Annotated in this window: 22 protein-coding genes; 12 read left to right on the top strand and 10 right to left on the bottom strand. The window is 71.0% G+C overall.

The features are described from left to right. The first annotated feature begins 43 nt into the window (after positions 1–43). On the top strand, positions 44–1456 hold the full coding sequence (gene radA, locus ACIP93_RS36345; protein ID WP_345220165.1) for a DNA repair protein RadA: 1413 nt from the start codon (positions 44–46) through the stop codon (positions 1454–1456). A 102-nt stretch (positions 1457–1558) separates the two neighbouring features. Further along, positions 1559–2698 carry a DNA integrity scanning diadenylate cyclase DisA gene (gene disA / locus ACIP93_RS36340; protein WP_345220166.1) on the top strand — a complete coding sequence of 380 codons (1140 nt, stop codon included), beginning with the start codon at positions 1559–1561 and terminating at the stop codon, positions 2696–2698. Positions 2699–2895: 197 nt separating this feature from the next. Here disA and ACIP93_RS36335 read toward each other — a convergent pair whose 3' ends face one another. After that, positions 2896–3738: a hypothetical protein gene (locus ACIP93_RS36335; protein ID WP_401766447.1), complete on the bottom strand. Its 843-nt coding sequence runs from the start codon at positions 3736–3738 to the stop codon at positions 2896–2898. Positions 3739–3922: 184 nt separating this feature from the next. Here ACIP93_RS36335 and ACIP93_RS36330 point away from each other — a divergent pair, with 184 nt between their 5' ends. The 6 genes from ACIP93_RS36330 to cseC all read left to right on the top strand — a co-directional run bounded on the left by ACIP93_RS36330 (position 3923) and on the right by cseC (position 9323). Further along, positions 3923–4549 carry a phosphatase PAP2 family protein gene (locus tag ACIP93_RS36330; RefSeq protein WP_345220168.1) on the top strand — a complete coding sequence of 209 codons (627 nt, stop codon included), beginning with the start codon at positions 3923–3925 and terminating at the stop codon, positions 4547–4549. Between the two features lie 78 nt (positions 4550–4627). Continuing rightward, positions 4628–5611, top strand: coding sequence for an A/G-specific adenine glycosylase (locus tag ACIP93_RS36325; RefSeq protein ID WP_401766444.1), 984 nt, complete (start codon positions 4628–4630; stop codon positions 5609–5611). Between the two features lie 166 nt (positions 5612–5777). Further along, a complete protein-coding gene (locus ACIP93_RS36320; protein WP_345220170.1) occupies positions 5778–6347 on the top strand; it encodes a SigE family RNA polymerase sigma factor in 570 nt (189 codons plus the stop codon). Between the two features lie 122 nt (positions 6348–6469). Then, positions 6470–7192: a hypothetical protein gene (locus ACIP93_RS36315; protein WP_380837425.1), complete on the top strand. Its 723-nt coding sequence runs from the start codon at positions 6470–6472 to the stop codon at positions 7190–7192. 95 nt (positions 7193–7287) lie between these two features. Next, positions 7288–7995 carry a two-component system response regulator CseB gene (gene cseB / locus ACIP93_RS36310; RefSeq protein WP_345220172.1) on the top strand — a complete coding sequence of 236 codons (708 nt, stop codon included), beginning with the start codon at positions 7288–7290 and terminating at the stop codon, positions 7993–7995. 23 nt (positions 7996–8018) lie between these two features. Continuing rightward, positions 8019–9323 (top strand): two-component system sensor histidine kinase CseC, encoded by a 1305-nt coding sequence (cseC, locus tag ACIP93_RS36305; RefSeq protein ID WP_345220173.1) that lies wholly within the window; start codon positions 8019–8021, stop codon positions 9321–9323. 108 nt (positions 9324–9431) lie between these two features. On the opposite strand, the gene ACIP93_RS36300 is transcribed toward cseC, so the two are convergent. Next, the gene (locus tag ACIP93_RS36300) at positions 9432–11030 is read right to left on the bottom strand and encodes an MDR family MFS transporter (protein ID WP_401766440.1); all 1599 of its coding nucleotides are present in this window, start codon (positions 11028–11030) and stop codon (positions 9432–9434) included. A gap of 125 nt (positions 11031–11155) precedes the next feature. On the opposite strand from ACIP93_RS36300, the gene ACIP93_RS36295 reads away from it, so the two are divergent. Continuing rightward, complete coding sequence (locus ACIP93_RS36295) at positions 11156–11740, top strand: helix-turn-helix domain-containing protein (protein ID WP_345220175.1); 585 nt, start codon at positions 11156–11158, stop codon at positions 11738–11740. A gap of 69 nt (positions 11741–11809) precedes the next feature. Here ACIP93_RS36295 and ACIP93_RS36290 read toward each other — a convergent pair whose 3' ends face one another. Then, entirely contained in the window at positions 11810–12430 is a 621-nt protein-coding gene (locus tag ACIP93_RS36290) for a M23 family metallopeptidase (RefSeq protein WP_401766437.1), read from the bottom strand. 554 nt (positions 12431–12984) lie between these two features. Between ACIP93_RS36290 and ACIP93_RS36285 the strand changes: the two genes are divergently transcribed. Both ACIP93_RS36285 and ACIP93_RS36280 read left to right on the top strand, forming a co-directional pair. Continuing rightward, positions 12985–13284, top strand: coding sequence for a hypothetical protein (locus tag ACIP93_RS36285; protein ID WP_401766435.1), 300 nt, complete (start codon positions 12985–12987; stop codon positions 13282–13284). Further along, entirely contained in the window at positions 13281–13526 is a 246-nt protein-coding gene (locus tag ACIP93_RS36280) for a hypothetical protein (RefSeq protein ID WP_345220178.1), read from the top strand. Before ACIP93_RS36285 ends, ACIP93_RS36280 begins: the two co-directional genes overlap by 4 nt. A gap of 172 nt (positions 13527–13698) precedes the next feature. Here the strand turns inward: ACIP93_RS36280 and ACIP93_RS36275 are convergent, their stop codons facing one another. Further along, the gene (locus ACIP93_RS36275) at positions 13699–16224 is read right to left on the bottom strand and encodes an ATP-dependent Clp protease ATP-binding subunit (RefSeq protein ID WP_345220179.1); all 2526 of its coding nucleotides are present in this window, start codon (positions 16222–16224) and stop codon (positions 13699–13701) included. A gap of 430 nt (positions 16225–16654) precedes the next feature. On the opposite strand from ACIP93_RS36275, the gene ACIP93_RS36270 reads away from it, so the two are divergent. Then, positions 16655–17305, top strand: coding sequence for an SCO3374 family protein (locus ACIP93_RS36270; RefSeq protein ID WP_401766430.1), 651 nt, complete (start codon positions 16655–16657; stop codon positions 17303–17305). Here ACIP93_RS36270 and ACIP93_RS36265 read toward each other — a convergent pair. From ACIP93_RS36265 to ACIP93_RS36240, 6 genes are all read right to left on the bottom strand, one after another. Next, positions 17284–17616 (bottom strand): Lsr2 family protein, encoded by a 333-nt coding sequence (locus tag ACIP93_RS36265; protein WP_345220181.1) that lies wholly within the window; start codon positions 17614–17616, stop codon positions 17284–17286. The two genes, ACIP93_RS36270 and ACIP93_RS36265, sit on opposite strands and share 22 nt — an antisense overlap. A 145-nt stretch (positions 17617–17761) precedes the next feature. Further along, on the bottom strand, positions 17762–18361 hold the full coding sequence (locus tag ACIP93_RS36260; RefSeq protein ID WP_345220182.1) for an amino-acid N-acetyltransferase: 600 nt from the start codon (positions 18359–18361) through the stop codon (positions 17762–17764). Positions 18362–18370: 9 nt separating this feature from the next. Further along, on the bottom strand, positions 18371–18841 hold the full coding sequence (locus ACIP93_RS36255; protein ID WP_345220183.1) for a BlaI/MecI/CopY family transcriptional regulator: 471 nt from the start codon (positions 18839–18841) through the stop codon (positions 18371–18373). A 137-nt stretch (positions 18842–18978) separates the two neighbouring features. Beyond that, positions 18979–19173, bottom strand: coding sequence for a hypothetical protein (locus ACIP93_RS36250; RefSeq protein WP_345220184.1), 195 nt, complete (start codon positions 19171–19173; stop codon positions 18979–18981). Positions 19174–19186: 13 nt separating this feature from the next. Continuing rightward, positions 19187–19771, bottom strand: coding sequence for a hypothetical protein (locus ACIP93_RS36245; RefSeq protein WP_401766473.1), 585 nt, complete (start codon positions 19769–19771; stop codon positions 19187–19189). Between the two features lie 275 nt (positions 19772–20046). Further along, positions 20047–20847, bottom strand: coding sequence for a type III pantothenate kinase (locus ACIP93_RS36240; protein ID WP_345220185.1), 801 nt, complete (start codon positions 20845–20847; stop codon positions 20047–20049).

Genomic DNA, 20847 nt, shown 5'->3' with positions numbered 1-20847 from the left:
GGCCCGTGACCGCGTTGTCAGACCCGCTCTGTACGGTGACGCCATGGCTGCCCGTACGAAATCCGCGAAGGACCGGCCGTCCTACCGCTGCACCGAATGCGGCTGGACGGCCGTCAAGTGGCTCGGCCGCTGCCCCGAGTGCCAGGCCTGGGGGACGGTCGAGGAGTTCGGCGGCGCGCCCGCCGTCCGGACGACCGCGGCCGGCCGGGTCTCCACGGCCGCGCTCCCCATCGGCCAGGTGGACGTCCGCACCGCCACGGCCCGCTCCACCGGGGTGCCCGAGCTGGACCGGGTGCTCGGCGGCGGTCTGGTGCCCGGCGCGGTGGTCCTGGTCGCGGGCGAGCCGGGCGTCGGCAAGTCGACGCTGCTGCTGGACGTCGCCGCGAAGGCCGCCGACGACGAGCACCGCACGCTGTACGTCACGGCGGAGGAGTCGGCGAGCCAGGTCCGGCTGCGCGCGGACCGCATCAAGGCGGTCAGCGACCACCTCTACCTGGCGGCCGAGACCGACCTGGCCGCCGTCCTCGGCCACCTGGACGCGGTCAAGCCGACCCTCCTGATCCTCGACTCCGTGCAGACGGTCGCCTCCGCCGAACTGGACGGGGCACCCGGCGGCGTGGCCCAGATCCGGGAGGTGACCGCGGCCCTGATCCGGGCGTCCAAGGAACGCGGCATGGCGACCCTGCTGGTCGGCCACGTCACCAAGGACGGCAACATCGCGGGCCCGCGCCTGCTGGAGCACCTGGTCGACGTCGTCCTCTCCTTCGAGGGCGACCGGCACGCCCGGCTGCGCCTGGTCCGGGGCGTGAAGAACCGGTACGGGGCCACCGACGAGGTCGGCTGCTTCGAGCTGCACGACGAGGGCATCACGGGCCTCGCCGACCCCTCGGGCCTCTTCCTCACCCGCCGTGACGTCGCCGTCCCCGGCACCTGTCTGACCGTCACCCTGGAGGGCCGCCGCCCCCTGGTCACCGAGGTCCAGGCGCTCACGGTCGACTCGCAGATCCCCTCGCCCCGCCGCACCACCTCCGGGCTGGAGACCTCCCGCGTCTCGATGATGCTGGCCGTCCTGGAACAGCGCGGGAAGATCAGCGCCCTCGGCAAGCGCGACATCTACTGCGCCACGGTCGGCGGCGTGAAGCTCACCGAGCCCGCCTCCGACCTGGCCGTCGCCCTGGCCCTGGCCTCCGCCGCCTCCGACACCCCGCTGCCCAAGAACCTGGTCGCGATCGGCGAAGTGGGCCTGGCCGGGGAGATCCGCCGGGTCACGGGCGTCCAGCGCCGCCTCGCCGAAGCACACCGGCTGGGCTTCACGCACGCCCTGGTCCCGACCGATCCGGGCCGGGTTCCGGCGGGCATGAAGGTGACCGAGGTCGCCGACATGGGAGCCGCCCTGCTGGCCCTTCCGCGCCGGTCTCGCGCACAGGCCCCACGGAGTGAGGAGGAGCGCCGGTAGACTTTGCCCTGGTCTCGCCTGTCCACCGCGTACGCGAGGCGAAGTTGACCGCCCCTGCCGGGGGCGGCCCCGACCCGTGACCCCCGTATCCGGAGGAGTGCAGTGGCAGCCAACGACCGGGCCTCATCACCCGGAAAGTCCGGCGGAGGCTCCAGCAACTCCGGCTCTGGCAACGAGGCCCAGATCCGCGCCTCGCTGAGCGCCGTCGCCCCCGGGCAGGCCCTCCGCGACGGCCTGGAGCGCATCCTGCGCGGCAACACCGGCGGACTGATCGTCCTCGGCATGGACAAGACCGTCGAGTCGATGTGCACCGGCGGCTTCGTGCTGGACGTCGAGTTCACCGCGACCCGCCTGCGCGAGCTGTGCAAGCTCGACGGCGCGCTGATCCTCGACAAGGACATCACCAAGATCCTGCGGGCCGGCGTGCAGCTCGTGCCGGACGCCTCCATCCACACGGAGGAGACGGGCACCCGCCACCGCACGGCGGACCGCGTCTCCAAGCAGTGCCACTTCCCGGTGGTCTCCGTCTCGCAGTCGATGCGTCTGATCGCCCTGTACGTGAACGGCGAGCGCCGGGTCCTGGAGGAGTCGGCCGCGATCCTCTCCCGCGCGAACCAGGCGCTCGCCACGCTGGAGCGCTACAAGCTGCGCCTGGACGAGGTGGCCGGGACGCTCTCCGCGCTGGAGATCGAGGACCTGGTGACGGTCCGCGACGTGACGGCGGTCGCCCAGCGCCTGGAGATGGTGCGCCGGATCGCCACGGAGATCGCCGAGTACGTGGTCGAGTTGGGCACCGACGGCCGGCTGCTCTCGCTCCAGTTGGACGAGCTGATCGCGGGCGTCGAGCCAGAACGCGAGCTGGTCGTACGGGACTACGTCCCCGAGCCGACCGCGAAGCGCTCGCGGACGGTGACCGAAGCCCTGACCGAGCTCGACGCGCTCTCCCACAGCGAGCTGCTCGAACTCCCCACCGTGGCGCGCGCCCTGGGCTACAGCGGCTCCCCGGAGACGCTGGACTCGGCGGTGTCCCCGCGCGGCTACCGCCTGCTGGCGAAGGTGCCGAGGCTGCCCGGCGCGATCATCGAGCGTCTCGTCGAGCACTTCGGGGGCCTGCAGAAGCTGCTCGCCGCGAGCGTGGACGACCTCCAGGCGGTCGACGGCGTCGGCGAGGCCCGCGCCCGCTCGGTCCGCGAGGGCCTCTCGCGACTGGCGGAGTCGTCCATCCTGGAGCGGTACGTGTGACCGGTCCCGCCGACGGGTGAGGACGACGGCCCCGCCGCGGGCGGCCCGAGGGGGCCGGCGGCGGGGCGGACGGTCTTTTGCGGCCGGTCAGTCCATCCGGACCGGCCAGCCCTACTGGACCGATCAGTCCTACCGGACCGGTCAGTCCTTCTCTGGACCTGCCAGCCCTACCGGACCGATCAGTCCTACCGGACCGGTCAGTCCTTCTGGAGGGAGATGGACGCGGGGAACTTGGCTCCGGCGAGTTCCACCACGTAGGTGCCGGGCGCCACCGGGCCACCGGCGGGGACGTCGCAGCGCGCCGCGTCGCTCGGCTTGCGGTCCCAGGAGACGACCTGGCTGGCCTGCCCCTTCGGCGGAAGCTGGAAGAAGACGTTCCGGGCGCCCTTCACACAGTCCTTCGAGGACCAGACCTTCTCGCTCGCGTCGTTCTTGACGGTGACGACCGCCCCCGCGGGGCCCAGGTCCACCTTGCAGGCGGCCGACGACGTGTTCTTCGCGGTGAGCGTGAACTTCGCGGGCTCGTCCACCGGGACCTGCACCTTGACCGCGCTGAGCGTCAACTCGACCGCTTCCGAAGCGCAGTTGGGCAGCGCGGAGTTCGCCGGAACCTGCTGCCCCGGCCCTCCGGCACCGGATGCGCCCGTGCCGCCGGATCCGGACGCGGACCCCGTCCCGGCCGTGCCGGCACCGGACCCGGCGGACCCGGAACCCGATCCCGCGGACCCGGAACCCGACCCGGCGGACCCGGAGCCCGATCCCGTACTGCCGCCGTCCGTCCCCCCGTTGGCGTCCCCGGGGTCGCGGCCGCCCGGCTCGCCCGGTACGACCGGTCCCGTGGCCGAGGGTCCGGGGGTGATGGAGGCGGCGGGTGAGGGGCCCCCCGCACCCTTGCCGTTCTTGTCGTCGTCCCCTCCGCCGGAGAGCACGATCCACAGCACCAGCACCACCAGGAGCACCAGCAAGGACAGCCCGACGGCCCTCCGTCGCCAGTAAATGGAGGAGGGGAGCGGCCCGACTGGATTACGCAGAGATCCCACGGCCAGAACTCTACGAGAGAACGGGCCCCAACTCCTGCCCCACCCGCCGCTGTCGCGACAACTTTTGCCGATCATCATCCTGGCTGACGATCCCGCACCCGACTTTCGTCATGCTCCGTCACCCACAGGAGTCGACCTTCGGCGATTGTGAACGCCGCCCGTCCATTCCGTAACGTCTGGGGGCATGGAAACCAGCAGCGCGCTCTACCGCGCCATCCTCAACTTCGCGCACTCCACTCCCGGCTGGTTCCAGTTCCTCGCCGAGATATGGACGGAGCTGGGGCTGCTGGTCTTCGCCGGTCTCTTCCTCGTGGTGTGGTGGCGCGCCCGCGGCGACAGCGCGGCCTCGGTGGCGGTCGCGGTGCTGGCGCCGCTGGCGACCGGGGTGATGTACGTGGCGAGCGAGTCGCTGAAGTCGGTGATCGACGAGGACCGGCCGTGCCGGGCGGTGGCGCGGGCGGCGCGGCCGCTGGTGGAGTGCCCGCCGGTGGGCGACTGGTCGTTCCCGAGCAACCACTCGGTGATCGCGGGCGCCGCGGCGGCCGGACTGATCCTGGCCTGGCCGCGGCTGGCGGTGTTCGTCGCGCCGATGGCGCTGCTGATGGCGCTCTCCCGGGTGTTCGTCGGCGTGCACTACCCGCACGACGTGCTGGTGGGGCTGCTGTTCGGCGGGATCGGCGGGGCGGTGCTGGTGTGGGTGTGCGCGCGGCTGGGACAGGGCGCGATCATGTGGATGCGGGCGTCCGGCGTGGGCCTGCTGGTGTGGTTCGCGGGCCCCGGCGCGGGCCGCAGGTCCCGGAGCCTGACATGAGCGCGCTCGCATCGGCGGGCGGCTCCGCGTCCCGCCTCGGCCGTCCGCACACCGTTTCGTGCCAGGATCGGAGGTGCCATGACTGCGACCACTGAGTTCACGCCCCAGCCCCCGTCCGAGCCCATGTCCGCGACCTCCACCGCGGCCGGGACCACCGCCGCGGCCGTGCCCGATCAGCACGGCGGCGAGCTGCCCGTCCTGCACCCCGCCGTCAACCTCTGGTTTACGGCCCACGCCCGCGACCTGCCCTGGCGGCGCCCCGAGGCGGGCCCGTGGGGTGTGATGGTCAGCGAGTTCATGCTCCAGCAGACGCCCGTCGCCCGGGTCCTCCCGGTGTACGAGCAGTGGCTGGCCCGCTGGCCGCGCCCCGCCGACCTGGCCGCCGAGCCGTCCGGCGAGGCCGTCCGCGCCTGGGGCCGGCTCGGCTACCCGCGCCGGGCGCTGCGCCTGCACGGTGCGGCCACCGCCATAACGGAGCGGCACGGCGGCGACGTGCCGTCCGAGCACGCGCAGCTCCTGTCGCTGCCGGGCATCGGCGAGTACACGGCCGCTGCGGTGGCGTCCTTCGCGTACGGACAACGGCACGCGGTGCTCGACACGAACGTCCGCCGGGTGATCGCCCGCGCGGTGACCGGCGTGGAGTACCCGCCGAACGCGACCACCGCCGCCGAGCGCCGGCTGGCCCGTGCGCTGCTGCCCGAGGACACGGAGACGGCGGCCCGCTGGGCGGCGTCCTCGATGGAACTCGGCGCGCTGGTGTGCACGGCGAAGAACCCGGCGTGCGGGCGCTGCCCGATCTCCGCCCAGTGCGCCTGGCTGCGCGCGGGCAAGCCCCCGCACGAGGGCCCGGCGCGCAGGACGCAGACGTACGCCGGTACGGACCGCCAGGTGCGCGGGCGGCTGCTCGCCGTGTTGCGGGAGGCCGTGACTCCGGTGTCACAGAGGGAGCTCGACGCGGTGTGGCACGAGCCGGTGCAGCGGGCACGTGCCCTGGACGGGCTGGTTTCGGACGGTTTGGTGGAGCCGCTGGCGGGTGGCGTTTACCGGCTTCCGCAGAGTTAAACCTCCTGGAAGGGTTCCGTCGTTACACAACCGATGGACAGCCGTGCGTCCTCCGAGCGCTGACCCGCACAGCCCCGTGACAACCCCTCCGTACCTTCAGGGACACAGGGGAACAGCCGGAATTGACCACCGGCTGACACAACGGGACGGGACGGAGGCGGTTCGAATGGCGCACGGCGAGGTGCTCGGATTCGAGGAGTACGTACGCACGCGGCAGGAGGCCCTGCTGCGCAGCGCACGCCGCCTCGTCCCGGACCCGGTCGACGCCCAGGACCTCCTGCAGACCGCGCTGGCGCGTACGTACGGCCGCTGGGACGGCATCGAGGACAAGTCGCTGGCCGACGCCTACCTGCGCCGTGTCATGATCAACACGCGTACGGAGTGGTGGCGGGCCCGCAAGCTGGACGAGGTTCCCACCGAGCAGCTGCCCGACGCCCGCGTCGAGGACGGCACGGAGCAGCGCGCCGACCGCGCTCTGCTGATGGACGTCCTCGGAGTGCTGGCGCCGAAGCAGCGCAGCGTGGTCGTATTGCGGCACTGGGAGCAGATGAGCACCGAGGAGACCGCTGCCGCACTGGGCATGTCTGCCGGTACGGTCAAGAGCACCCTGCACCGGGCCCTCGCCCGGCTCCGTCAGGAACTGGAGAGCAGGGATCTGGACGCCAGGGCCCTGGAGCGCGATGACATGCGTGGTGGAGTGCGGGTCGAACGGGGGCAGGAGCGGTGCGCGGCCTAGGCAGGCGGAGCGATCAGCGGACGGGAGAGGGGGACGGCCGGACGGCCGCCCCCGACGACGACTGCACCACGATCGGGCACGAACCCGGGTCCTGGACCCGGGAGAAGTCCCATCGGAACGTACTGGCGGTGAGTGGAACGGCGATGGCCGGCCTCGCCGCCGTCGGCCTGTTCGGGGTCTCCTGCAGCGCGGGCGGCACCGGCACCCGCGACGAGGGCCCGGCCCGCAGCGACCCGGTCGCGGCCAAGGTCGACCCGACGCCGCTGCCCACGACCTCCGCGCCGGCCGAAGCGCCGCCCGGGCCGGCCGCCCGGAAGGACCCGGTCGAGCTGCTGAAGGACGACCCGAAGGTCAGCGCGACGGTCAAGCACGACCTGAAACCCTGCGTGAAGGACATCTACCCGGTCGACGCCTCCTACGGGAAGGTCACCGGCAACACCTCCGACGACATCATCGTGAACGTGATGACCTGCGGCGACGCCGTGGGGATCGGCAGCTACGTGTTCCGCGAGGACAACGGCCGCTACACCAACGTCTTCGTGGCGGAGGAGCCCGCGGTGTACGCGTCGATCGACCGGGGAGACCTGGTGGTGACCCGTCCGGAGTACAAGAAGGGCGACCCGGTGGCGTTCCCGTCCGGCGAGGTGGTCGTGACGTACCGCTGGATGGGGCAGAAGTTCGTCGAGCACGACAGGGTGGAGAACAGCTACAGCAAGGCCGTCGGCAACGGCGACAAGCAGGGCGAGGTGCAGAGCCCCGGCCTGGACGCGGACGAGCAGAAGAAGGACGCCACCGAGCCCGGACGGGCTGGCGGCACGGACGACACCCCGTCCCCCCGGAGCTGACCGGGTGATGTTTCACGTGGAACATCACCGCCCCCTGAGCGCATGAGCCGGGACCCGGGGCCCGGACCGAGAGAGCAGAGAGCAGAGAGCACCCCATGGCCGATACGCACGTCCTGTTCGTCGAGGACGACGATGTGATCCGTGAGGCGACCCAGTTGGCGCTGGAGCGGGACGGCTTCACCGTCACCGCGATGCCGGACGGCCTCTCCGGCCTGGAGGCGTTCCGCGCGCACCAGCCGGACATCGCGCTGCTCGACGTGATGCTGCCGGGCATGGACGGGGTGAGCCTGTGCCGTCGCATCCGTGACGAGTCGACCGTTCCGGTGATCATGCTGTCGGCGCGGGCCGACTCGATCGACGTGGTGCTGGGCCTGGAGGCCGGGGCCGACGACTACGTGACGAAGCCGTTCGACGGTTCGGTGCTGGTCGCGCGCATCCGCGCCGTACTGCGCCGCTTCGGCCACGCGTCCGGCAACGGCGCCCCCAAACCCGTGGAGGGCGGCGAGGGCGGCGAGGGCGGGGTGCTGACCTTCGGCGAGCTGGAGGTCGACACCGAGGGCATGGAGGTGCGCAAGCACGGCGAGCCCGTCGCGCTGACCCCGACCGAGATGCGGCTGCTGCTGGAGTTCTCCCACGCGCCCGGCACCGTGCTCTCCCGCGACAAGCTGCTGGAGCGGGTGTGGGACTACGGCTGGGGCGGCGACACCCGGGTGGTGGACGTTCACGTCCAGCGGCTGCGCGCGAAGATCGGCCAGGACCGGATCGAGACCGTCCGCGGCTTCGGCTACAAGTTGAAGGCCTGATCCCCTTCCGTGAAGAGCGCCGCATGAGACGTCTCGCCCTGCGCACCGGCATCCGCTGGAAGATCAGCTTCGCGATCGCCGCCGTGAGCGCGCTGATCGCCGTCCTGCTGAGCATCGTCGTGCACAACTCGGCACGCGTCTCCATGCTGGACAACGCCCGTGACCTGCAACTGGAGCGGCTGCAGTTCGCGCAGCGGCTGTACGAGTCCTCGCGCGACCCGAAGGTCGGCTCCGAGCTCAACAACCCCGGCCTGCCCGCCGAGCTGCGGGCCAAGCTCGCCCACGGGCGGCGCGCCACGCACGTCCAGGAGGACGCGAAGGGGGTGCCCGAGGTGTGGGCCGCGGTCCCCTATCCGGGGGGCGACATCCTCTCCCTGCACACCCGCTTCCCGAACAATGCGCGCGTCGTGGCGGACCTGGACCGTTCGCTGGTGGTCGCGTCGAGCGCCGTCGTCGTGGGCGGCACCGCGCTGGGCATCCTCATCGGCGGCTCCATCTCGCGCCGGCTGCGCAAGGCCGCGTCCGCGGCCACCGACGTGGCGCGGGGCCAGACGCAGGTACGGGTGCTGGACGCGATCGGCGGTGTCGTACGGGACGAGACCGACGACCTCGCGCACGCGGTGGACGCGCTCACCGACGCGCTCCAGGAGCGGGTGGAGGCGGAGCGCCGGGTCACCGCCGACATCGCGCACGAGCTGCGCACACCGGTCACCGGCCTGCTCACCGCCGCGGAACTGCTGCCCCCGTCGCGCCCCACCGAGCTGGTGCGGGACCGGGCGCAGGCCCTGCGGACGCTGGTGGAGGACGTCCTGGAGGTGGCGCGGCTGGACAGCGCCGCCGAGCGGGCGGAGCTCCAGGAGATCGCGCTGGGCGAGTTCGTCTCGCGCCGGGTGGCGTCGCTGTACCCGGACGCGGTCGTCACGGTGGTGCACGAGAGCTGGGTCAACACCGATCCGCGCCGCCTGGAGCGCATCATCGGCAATCTCCTCGGCAACGCCGCCAAGCACGGCAAGCCCCCGTTCGAGGTGACCGTCGAGGGCCGGGTGGTGCGGGTCCGCGACCACGGCAAGGGCTTCCCGGCGGACCTGCTGCGGGAGGGGCCGAGCCGTTTCCGCACCGGGTCGACCGACCGCGCGGGCCACGGACACGGGCTCGGGCTGACCATCGCGTCGGGCCAGGCAAAGGTGCTCGGGGCGCGGCTGACCTTCCGCAACGCGCAGGCGGACGGGGGCGCGATCGCGGTGCTGTGGCTGCCGGAGCACGCCCCGACGGCGACGGGCAGCTTCCCCATCGTGAATCTGGCGGACCTGCCGCCGCGGCGGCGCTGAGCCTGTTCGTACGAGTACGAGGAAGGGGCGCCCGGCACGCTGTGTGCCGGGCGCCCCTTCCTCGTCACCGGTGAGCCGGGGTCACCGGTGAGCCGGGCGGCGCACCGCCTACGCCTGGGCGGCCACCGCGTCCTTCTGCACCGCGGTGTCCGGGGCGGAGCCGTCCTTCTTCTGCGGGCCCGCGCCCTTCAGCTCGACCTCCTTGACGAAGAACGCCGCGACCAGGGCGACCACCGCGACGCCCGCGCCGAGCAGGAACGCGCCGTGCGTGCCGGTGGCGACGGCGAACTGGTACATCTCCCGCAGCGCGGCCGGGAGCTTCTCCAGGCTGGCGGCGTCCAGGGCCGCGCCCTGGGGCATGCCTCCGGTGGAGCCGCCCTGGGCGACCATCGAGTCGGTGACCCGGGCGGTGAACAGCGCGCCCATCACCGAGACGCCGAACGAGCTGCCGAGCGTACGGAAGAGGGTCGTGGACGAGGAGGCGACGCCCATGTCCTTGGGCTCGACGCTGTTCTGCGCGACCAGCATGGTGATCTGCATCAGGAAGCCCATGCCCGCGCCGAGGACCGCCATGTAGATCCCGGAGGTGAGGCGGGAGGTGCCGGTGTCCATCTGCGCGAGCAGGACCAGTCCCGCGGTGATCAGCGCGCCGCCCGCGATCGGGAACATCCTGTACTTGCCGGTGTTGGTGGTGACCCGGCCGACGAGCAGCGAGACGACCATCATCGACAGCAGCATCGGCAGCAGGAGCAGGCCGGAGTTGGTCGCCGACGCGCCCTGCACGGACTGCTGGAAGAGCGGCAGGTAGAGGACCGCGCCGAACATCACGAAGCCGACGATGAAGCCGATCACCGACATGAGGGTGAAGTTCCGGTTGCGGAAGATGTGCAGCGGAATGATCGGCTCGGCCGCCTTGGTCTCCACGTACAGGAAGCCGGCGACCGAGGCGAGGCCGAGGGCCGCCAGGCCCAGGATCTGGCCGGAGCCCCAGGCGTACTCGGTGCCGCCCCAGGTGGTGACCAGGACGATCGCGGTGATGCCGACGGTCAGCAGGGCCGCGCCGAGGTAGTCGATCTTCCCCTTGCCGGTGCGCTCCTTCTTCGGCAGGTGCAGCACGGTGGTGATCATGAAGAGGGCGAGCGCGCCGAGCGGCACGTTGATGTAGAAGGACCAGCGCCAGCCGAGGTGGTCGGTGATCGCACCGCCGGCCAGCGGGCCGCCGATCATGGCCAGCGCCATCACACCGGCCATCATGCCCTGGTACTTGCCGCGCTCACGCGGCGGAATCAGGTCGCCGATGATCGCCATGACGCCGACCATCAGTCCGCCCGCGCCCAGCCCCTGCACGGCCCGGAAGCCGATGAGCTGGCCCATGTCCTGGGCCATGCCGCTGAGTACGGAACCCAGCACGAAGACGACGATCGAGACGAGGAAGATGCCCTTGCGGCCGTAGAGGTCGCCGAGCTTGCCCCAGATCGGGGTGGAGGCCGCGGTCGTCAGCGTGTACGCGGTGACCACCCAGGACAGGTGCTCCAGGCCGCCCAGCTCGCCGACGATGGTGGGCATCGCGGTGCCGATGATCATGTTGTCGAGCATCGCGAGCAGCATCGCGATCATGAGGGCGAGGAGCACGACGCGCACGCTGCGCGGCTGCTTCCCCGCCTGCTGAGGCTTCGGTATCGCCGCGTGCGGCGCTGTGGTGGTCATGTCTCGTCCCCTGTTGATACTTACTTGCCGCCCGGCAAGTTGGCTACACTTCAGGAAGGTAGACTGTTAACTTGCCGGTCGTCAAGTAAGTTTTGACGGGTTGAACAAGCCTTGGGAGTACGCGGATGAGCAGCAGTGCCGGCGGAACGGGACGGCAGCGCCGGGGTGACACGCGCCAGCGCATCCAGGACGTGGCCCTGCGGCTGTTCGCGGAGCGGGGGTACGAGAAGACCTCGCTGCGGGAGATCGCCGAGGAGCTGGAGGTCACCAAGGCGGCGCTGTACTACCACTTCAAGACCAAGGAAGACATCCTGATCAGCCTCTTCGAGGACCTGACCCGGCCGATGGACGAGCTGATCGAGTGGGGCGAGGGCCAGCCGCGCACGCTGGCCACCAAGAAGGAGCTCCTCAACCGCTACAGCACCGCGCTGACGAACGCGGGCCCGCTCTTCCGCTTCATGCAGGAGAACCAGGGGACGGTGCGGGACCTGAGCGTCGGCGACAGCTTCAAGGCACGGATGATCAAGATGATGGCATTGATGAAGGAGCCCGAGGCGCCGCTGGTCGACCAGGTGCGGTGCATCAGCGCGCTGTTCACGATGCACGCGGGCATGTTCGCGCTGAAGGAGATCGAGGGCGACGAGGAGGACAAGCGGAAGGCCGTCCTCGAAGTCGCGGTCGACCTGGTGACACAGGCGGACGCGTCCTGAGGACGGCCTTCACGGGGGGGGTACGGCAGGCGGGGGGGCGGCCCGGGGGCGGCGGGAGCCGGACGGGGGTCAGACCTTGACGCCGACCGAGCGCAGGAAGGCGACCGGGTTGACGGCGGAGCCGTAGTTCGGGGTGGTGCGGATCTCGAAGTGCAGGTGCGGGCCGGAGGAGTTGCCGGTGTTGCCGGACAGGGCTATCTGCTGGCCCGCGCCGACCCGCTGGCCGACCTTCGCCTGGATGCGCGAGAGGTGGGCGTACTGGGAGTACGTACCGCGGGCGTGCTTGACCACGATCGCGTTGCCGTACGCGGGGCCGTCGCCGCCGCCGTTGCGGCCCGCCTTGACCACGACGCCGGCCGCGGCGGCCTTCACCTTGGTCCCGACCGGGACGGCGAAGTCCTGGCCGGAGTGCTTGTGGGACCACATCGTGCCGCCCCTGCCGAAGGTGGCGGAGAGGGCGTAGCCGCCCTGGAGCGGCCGGCCCCAGCGCTTGGCCTTCGCGGCGGCGGCCTTCTTGGGCGCGCTGCCGGCCTTCGCCGGGACGGCCTTGACGGAAGCGGCCTTGACCGGGGCGGCCTTGACCGGAGCGGCGCTCGCAGCGAAGGCGCTCCCGGATCCGGTCACGCACATCGTGCCGGCCGCGGCGACGACGACGGCCTTACGGACCCGGAGGGACACGAGCTTCGACATACGGGAGAAACCTTCGGAGACGAGTGAACCCGGCGGGTTCGCCGGGCTTGCTCCACATTGGTAACCCGACGCTCCACACCTCCCCAAACGCCCCTTCTACGACGTCGCCTCGTAGCCGGACCCCTGGGCCCGCGGTTGCTTGACGGCTTGCGGGGCCTCCGCGAGGGACTCGAAAAAACCTCGGTCGATCAGGTTTACGTCCTAGCCAGAGCGCCCGGAATCGGAGAGCCGCCCCGGTCCGGACAGGGTTCCCGCTCCCGGCGCCGACGAGCCGGCCCCGGCCCGCCCCGGAGTCGCGCCGAGGTCGCCGCCCGGTCCACTACCGGCGCTAGTAAGGCCCGTAACGCCTGTGCGCCTTGTCACGAGCGGGCCGCGTCCGCCGTTCCGTACGGACACATCCGGCGTCAATCGGGCATGCCGGACCCACTCGTACGGGCGACTCCCCCGTCTTTCGCTCGCCCGCCCGTCCGTCGTGCGCAAGTCTCAACCGCATGAGGGGTGTCGGCGTACGGTGGGGGCGGAGTGCAGTGCCGTCGGGGCGGGAGGGGCACCGGATGGACGAGGGCAGCGAACCGGACGCCGTGTGGCACACGGTGGTGAGCGGCCGGGCGGTCGACCTGCCCGCCACGCTCCCCACCATCAGAGCCGCGCTCACCCCCGCCCAGGCCGCCGACCTGGACGCCGAGATCGCCCGCACCCCGGCCCTGGACCTCCCGCTGGTCCTGGCCCGCTGGGCGCTGGCCCCGACGGAGGCCGCCGTGGAGGACGAGGCGGTCTTCGCCCGGCTGGCCTCGGGCGACTTCTCCGACTGCGTGTCCGCCGGGTCCGACGAGCCCCGGCCGGAAGCCTCATGACGCGGCTGCGCATCCAGTACGCCCCGGCCGCGGAGACGGCCCGGCACGCGATGCACCCCGACCTCCGCCGGCGCTTCGAGCACGCCATGCGCGCCCTGGCCCGCGACCCGTACGGCCAGGGCACGCGCGAGGTGAAGGGCGAGAAGGACCGCCGCCAGGGGGTCGCGGGCGGGGCGGTGGTCGTCTACTACGTGAGCGCGGCGGTGCTGGTGGTGACGGTGGTGCGGATCGTGCACGCGTAAGCCGCCCGCGGCGGGGGCGGGCCCACCGGAACGCGTCGAGGGCGGCGGTGCTCGTGGGCCCCCGGCCCGTGTTTCCGGCCGTCCCCCGCCCCTTGCACGGAGAAAGGGGCCGGCCCCGGAAACCGTCAGGTTCCCGGGGCCGGCCCCTACTCCGTCACGCTCGCGCCGAGCGCTACGCGTCCTTCGTCAGGTTCGGCCCGTTGCCGCCCGCCGCGGACTCGATCGGCGGGGCGTCCGGCAGGGCCGCCTTCTCCTCGCCGCGGAAGGTGAACTCCTTCGCGTCGCCCTCGCCCTCCGTGCCGACGACCACGATGTGGCCGGGGCGCAGCTCGCCGAAGAGGATCTTCTCCGAGAGGATGTCCTCGATCGAGCGCTGGATCGTCCGGCGCAGCGGCCGGGCGCCCATCACGGGGTCGTAGCCCTTCTTGGCGAGGAGCTGCTTCGCGTCACCGCTGAGCTCGATGCCCATGTCGCGGTCCTTGAGGCGCTCGTCCACCTTGGCGATCATCAGGTCGACGATCTGGATGATGTCTTCCTGGCTGAGCTGGTGGAAGACCACCGTGTCGTCGACACGGTTGAGGAACTCGGGGCGGAAGTGCTGCTTGAGCTCTTCGTTGACCTTGTTCTTCATCCGCTCGTACCCGGTCTTGACGTCGCCCTGGGCGGCGAAGCCCAGGTTGAAGCCCTTGGAGATGTCCCGGGTGCCGAGGTTCGTCGTCATGATGATGACGGTGTTCTTGAAGTCGACCACGCGGCCCTGGGAGTCGGTCAGGCGACCGTCCTCCAGGATCTGCAGCAGCGAGTTGAAGATGTCCGGGTGGGCCTTCTCCACCTCGTCGAAGAGGACGACGGAGAACGGCTTGCGGCGGACCTTCTCGGTGAGCTGGCCGCCCTCCTCGTACCCCACGTAGCCGGGGGGCGAGCCGAAGAGGCGCGAGACCGTGTGCTTCTCGCTGAACTCCGACATGTCGAGGGAGATCAGCGCGTCCTCGTCGCCGAAGAGGAACTCCGCGAGCGTCTTGGAGAGCTCGGTCTTACCGACGCCCGAGGGGCCGGCGAAGATGAACGAGCCACCGGGACGCTTGGGGTCCTTGAGGCCTGCACGGGTGCGGCGGATCGCCTGGGAGAGCGCCTTGATGGCGTCCTTCTGGCCGATGACGCGCTTGTGCAGCTCGTCCTCCATGCGCAGCAGACGCGAGGACTCCTCCTCGGTCAGCTTGAAGACGGGAATGCCGGTCGCGGTCGCGAGGACCTCGGCGATGAGCTCGCCGTCGACCTCGGCGACGACGTCCATGTCGCCGGCCTTCCACTCCTTCTCGCGCTTGGCCTTCGCGGCGAGGAGTTGCTTCTCCTTGTCGCGGAGCGAGGCCGCCTTCTCGAAGTCCTGGGAGTCGATGGCCGACTCCTTGTCGCGGCGGACGTTCGCGATCTTCTCGTCGAACTCGCGGAGGTCCGGCGGCGCGGTCATCCGGCGGATGCGCATGCGCGATCCGGCCTCGTCGATCAGGTCGATCGCCTTGTCCGGGAGGAAGCGGTCCGAGATGTACCGGTCGGCCAGCGTGGCCGCCTGGACGAGGGCCTCGTCCGTGATGGAGACACGGTGGTGGGCCTCGTAGCGGTCGCGCAGGCCCTTGAGGATCTCGATGGTGTGCGGCAGCGACGGCTCCGCGACCTGGATGGGCTGGAAGCGGCGCTCCAGCGCGGCGTCCTTCTCCAGGTGCTTGCGGTACTCGTCGAGCGTGGTGGCACCGATGGTCTGGAGCTCACCGCGGGCCAGCATCGGCTTCAGGATCGACGCCGCGTCGATGGCGCCCTCGGCGGCACCCGCACCCACGAGCGTGTGCAGCTCGTCGATGAACAGGATGATGTCGCCGCGGGTGCGGATCTCCTTGAGGACCTTCTTCAGCCGCTCCTCGAAGTCACCGCGGTAGCGGGAACCGGCGACGAGCGCGCCGAGGTCGAGGGTGTAGAGGTGCTTGTCCTTGAGGGTCTCGGGCACCTCGCCCTTGACGATGGCCTGCGCGAGGCCCTCGACGACGGCGGTCTTGCCGACGCCGGGCTCGCCGATGAGGACCGGGTTGTTCTTCGTGCGGCGGGACAGCACCTGCATGACCCGCTCGATCTCCTTCTCGCGCCCGATGACCGGGTCGAGCTTGGACTCACGAGCGGCCTGGGTGAGGTTCCGGCCGAACTGGTCGAGCACCAGGGACGTGGAAGGCGTGCCTTCCGCAGGGCCGCCTGCCGCGGCGGTCTCCTTGCCCGAGTATCCGGAGAGCAGCTGGATGACCTGCTGCCGCACCCGGTTGAGATCGGCGCCCAGCTTCACCAGGACCTGGGCGGCGACGCCCTCGCCCTCGCGAATCAGGCCGAGCAGGATGTGCTCGGTGCCGATGTAGTTGTGGCCGAGCTGGAGGGCCTCGCGGAGCGACAGCTCCAGGACCTTCTTCGCACGCGGGGTGAAGGGAATGTGGCCGGACGGAGCCTGCTGGCCCTGACCGATGATCTCCTCGACCTGCTGGCGAACCGCCTCAAGCGAAATGCCGAGGCTCTCCAGGGCCTTAGCGGCGACACCTTCACCCTCGTGGATCAAGCCCAGGAGGATGTGCTCGGTGCCGATGTAGTTGTGGTTGAGCATCCGGGCTTCTTCCTGAGCCAGGACGACAACCCGCCGCGCGCGGTCGGTGAACCTCTCGAACATCGTTATTCGCTCCTCAGAGCGGTCGGGCAGTTAAGGGGTCGGTCCCCTCCCTGTCCTTCCGCATGCTAGTCCCGCGGGGCGGGACAGCTCGTTCCAACTGCCGACACCCGTTCTTGCCTCCCGGCCTGAACAGCCGACTACTGCCTCAACTCGATGGTGCGAGACGATGTTCCCGCAGGCCAAGCTGTTACCCCTTTCGCCACTACGCCGATGGCGAACGGAGGACCGCTTCGCGTGCGTGTCGCCCCTCCCCACTAGGGATGTCTTACCCGCAAGTACTGACACTCCATGCGGCGCACACCGGTTCCCTCAGCTACGGGCGAACACCCTTGCGCCGTCGGATGCACCCACACGCCCCCATATCGCCCACGCTGAGCATCCGGACACGGACCCAGCGTAACCAAGTGCCGTTTCGGGAGTTGCTCCGGGCATGGCCCCCATCGTCCCCCGCCCCCGCCCGCCGCTGCCCGGCGGCGACGACGCGCGGACCCGGCCGCCCCGCCGGGCCTCCTGGGCCTCCTGGTACGAGAAGGAACTCGGCTGGGACACCGTGCACGCCCCCGGGGAACCGGTCCTGCTGCCCACCGGCCGGCACTTCGACGTACTGGAACTGCCCGCGGAAGCGGGGCACGCCGTGCTGCGCCGGATCGGTCCCACCGGGCCCGTCGCCCTGCTGGGGCGGCGGCTGCGGCTGCTGCTCGCCGCGGGGAGCGCGGACGAGGTGCCGTCACTCCTGGACTGGCTGGAGTGGGGCTCCGTCGACCTGGACCTGCGGGCGACCGGCACGGGCGGCCTGATCACCGCCCCCGCTCCACCGGGCTTCGCGCCCCTGCCGGAGGACGGGGCCGCCGTCTGGCTGCGGCCCCCCGTGCCGGGGCGCGAAGAAGCACTGCCGGCCTTCACCGGCATCGGGGGCAGTGGGGACGCCCCCGATCTCGTACGACTTCTGGCGGCCGCGGCGACGGAATGCCACCGCATCCGGTTGATCAGCGCGAAGACGGCCTCCCCGAACCGCGGAGACCTCGACGTGAATACGGGACTGCCGAAAATGCGGCAGGCTCAGCCGTTGGCCTTGTCGTAGGCTTCCTTCACCGCTGCGGGAACACGGCCACGGGCACTCACGTCGTGACCGTTCTCCTTCGCCCACTTACGGATCTCGGCCGTGTTCTGAGTGCCGCCGGAAACAGCGCGCGCCTTGCCGCGGCCGGCGCTGCGGCCACCCGTGCGACGGCCGTTCTTGGTGTACGGGTCGAGCAGCCCGCGGAGCTTCTCCGCGTTCGCGGTGGTGAGGTCGATCTCATAGGTCTTGCCGTCCAGAGCGAACGTCACCGTCTCGTTCGCCTCGACGCCGTCGAGGTCGTCAACAAGAAGGACCTGAACCTTCTGCGCCACCGGATTTCCTTTCATCGAAAATGCAGTACGCGGAAAGGAAACCGCTTTTCCGGGGAAAACACAAACCCCTGTGTGAGGTTCAGTACCGCGAGAACACGGGAAACGTGCGCGTTTCGGACATAGGACAACAGCCGATACACGCGCTTCAGAGGTGCAGAAGCATCCGACTGTTGCCCAGGGTGTTGGGCTTCACCCGTTCGAGACCGAGGAACTCCGCCACGCCCTCGTCGTGGGAACGCAGCAGCTCGCTGTAGACATCCGTGTCGACCGGGGACTCGCCGATCTCCACGAAGCCGTGCTTCGCGAAGAACCCCACTTCGAAGGTCAGGCAGAAAACCCGGCGCACTCCGATCCAGCGAGCGGTCTGGAGCAGTTTGTCCAGCACCAGATGTCCCACTCCGGCGCCCTTCAGGGCGGGATCCACGGCGAGAGTGCGCACTTCGGCGAGGTCTTCCCACATCACGTGCAGCGCGCCGCAGCCGATCACCCGGGCGTCCTCGTCGCGTTCCGCCACCCAGAACTCCTGGATGTCCTCGTAAAGCGTCACGTTCGCTTTGTCGAGCAGGATGCTCTCGCGCGCGTAGGCGTCGACAAGGGCGCGGATCGCGCGCACATCGCCGGTGCGCGCCCGGCGGACGGTGACGGCCACGGGGAAGGCCGCCGGGACGCCGGCGGGGGCGGCTTCGGAGGCTTCGGAGGCGGCTTCGGTGATGGCTTTTGCGGGCGCAATATGATCGGGGGCCATGCCCGGACGCTATCGCCCCGGCGGCTTCGCGTCGCCACCGGGGAGTTCCGTCGGCCCCCCGCCGGTTTCCGCGGCGGTTTCGGGAGCGGTATCCGGGGGTGGAGCGGAATCTTCCGAGTCGCCGCGTTGTACGACGCGCATCGCGTCCTGAAGTGCTTCGCGCTGCTCGGCGGACATCATGCCGAAGAACGCGACAAGGGCCGCGGCGGGGTTGTCACTGGTCGACCAGGCCTCGTTCATCAGTGCGGCCGAGTAGGCGGCACGCGTGGAGACCGAGGTATATCGATAGGCCCGGCCGTCCACTTCCCGGCGCACCCAGCCCTTCTGATGGAGATTGTCCATTACGGTCATCACGGTGGTGTAGGCGATGGAACGGTCCTTCTGAAGGTCTTCGAGGACTTCCCGCACGGTGACCGGACGGTTCCACTGCCACACGCGCGTCATGACGGCGTCTTCCAGCTCTCCCAATCGGCGTGGCACAGCGCCAGCCTAGTGGGAGATATACGGAATTCCCGGCTATTCCGGGCGGGGCGCAGGAAAAGAGGGGCGCGCGGTCCGGATGAGTTCCGGATCGCACGCCCCTCTTCGGTGCGCGTGTTCCCGCCGGTGTGCCGGGGTCAGGAGGCGCCGCTGTCGCGCCCGGCCGTGTCGACCGGCCTGCCGGGGGCCGCGGTGGCCGCGGCGACGGCGTCGGTGGCCCGGTCTTCCTTGGTCTTGTTGGCGCCGCCCTGCGTCTTGACGATCGTCACGACGAGACCGATGAAGAAGGCGGCCATCACCACGGGGGGCAGAAGCGCGGAGACATAGTCCATGCCTCCAGAGTAGCTAGCTCGCTTCGCGTCGTTCCCCGGGGGGCGCGGGCCGCTTGCGGGGCGGGAAGGCCTCGGCGGGGGTCGGCACCGGCCGCTCGCGGGAGGGATTGCCGGCGGGGGCCGGCCCCGCGGGGGCGGCGGGGCGCGCCGGCTTGGCGGCGGCACGGCCGCCGGGCAGGGCGGTCAGGCGGGTGCGGGGCGCGGGCGCGGCGGGCGCGGGAGGACTCGTACGGGCGAGCCTGGCCCGCACGGAACGCTCCGCGATGCCCTGGCAGCGGTCCAGGAGCGCCGCGCCGAGCGGGAGCCGACGCAGGGAGCGCAGCGCGGCGAGGTCGTCGGGCTGGGGCCGGTAGCCGGCCGCCAGGGCGTCCTGGAGGAGCTCCAGGTAACCGGTGGCGGAGGCGGGGAGGGCGGCCCGGTAGCGGGCGAGGTCGGCGAGCAGGAAGGCGCGCAGCCGTCCCGCCTCGTGGATCGCCTCGTCGACGGACTCCGCCAGACGCAGGCACTCGCGCACCTCGTCGGCGGGGAGGGGGGCGGGGTGGAGGGCGAGGGCGAGGGCGCGCCGGAGCACACGCAGTTCGTCTGCGCTGAACGCCATGCCGCCGCGGGAACCGTATGGCGTGGGCATGTGGTGACTTTAAGTGCTAAGCGGACAATTTTTGCTCAGCGGGTGATCGGTGGCGCGTTGCGGTCCGGGCCGGGCGATTCCCGTGCGCACGGGGATCGTTTCCCGTGCGCGCGGGGATCGTTTCCCGTGCGCGCGGGGACCGTGACGGGTGGCGGCCGACGGGCGCGCCCGCCCGCGCGGAGGCCGCGGCGGGCTCGCGCGCCGGGGGACGGCGCCCTCGCGCGCGCAGCCGTGCCGGGGCGTCCTCACATGCGGGCGATGTTGCGCTCGTACACCAGGCGCAGGCCGATGAGCGTCAGCCAGGGCTCGTGCTCGTCCACCGCGGTGGCCTCGCCGAGGATGATCGGGGCGAGGCCGCCGGTCGCGATGACCGTGACGTCGTCCGGGTCCTGCGGGGAGAGTTCGCGGGCCATGCGGGCGACGACTCCGTCGACCTGGCCGGCGAATCCGTACACGATGCCCGACTGCATGGCCTCGACGGTGTTCTTGCCGATGACGCTGCGCGGGCGGGCCAGCTCGATCTTGCGGAGCTGGGCGCCCTTGACGCCGAGGGCGTCCACCGAGATCTCGATGCCGGGGGCGATGACACCGCCGACGTACTCGCCCTTGGCGGAGACCGCGTCGAAGGTGGTGGCCGTACCGAAGTCGACGACGACCGCCGGGCCGCCGTACAGCTCGACGGCGGCGACGGCGTTGACGATGCGGTCCGCGCCGACCTCCTTGGGGTTGTCCATCAGGATCGGCACGCCGGTCTTGACGCCCGGCTCGACCAGGATGGCGGGGACGTCGCCGTAGTAGCGGCGGGTGACCTCGCGCAGCTCGTGCAGGACCGAGGGGACGGTCGCGCAGATGGCGATGCCCTCGATGCCGTCGCCCAGTTCGTTGCCGAGCATGGGGTGCATGCCCATCAGGCCCTGGAGCAGCACGGCCAGTTCGTCGGCGGTGCGGCGCGGGTCGGTGGAGATGCGCCAGTGCTCGACGATCTCCTCGCCGTCGAACAGGCCGAGGACGGTGTGGGTGTTGCCGACGTCGATGGTGAGGAGCAT

The sequence above is a fragment of the Streptomyces sp. NPDC088745 genome (assembly GCF_044751045.1).
Classification (GTDB): domain Bacteria; phylum Actinomycetota; class Actinomycetes; order Streptomycetales; family Streptomycetaceae; genus Streptomyces; species Streptomyces cremeus.
This window is presented reverse-complemented; position numbering and strand designations above follow the sequence as displayed.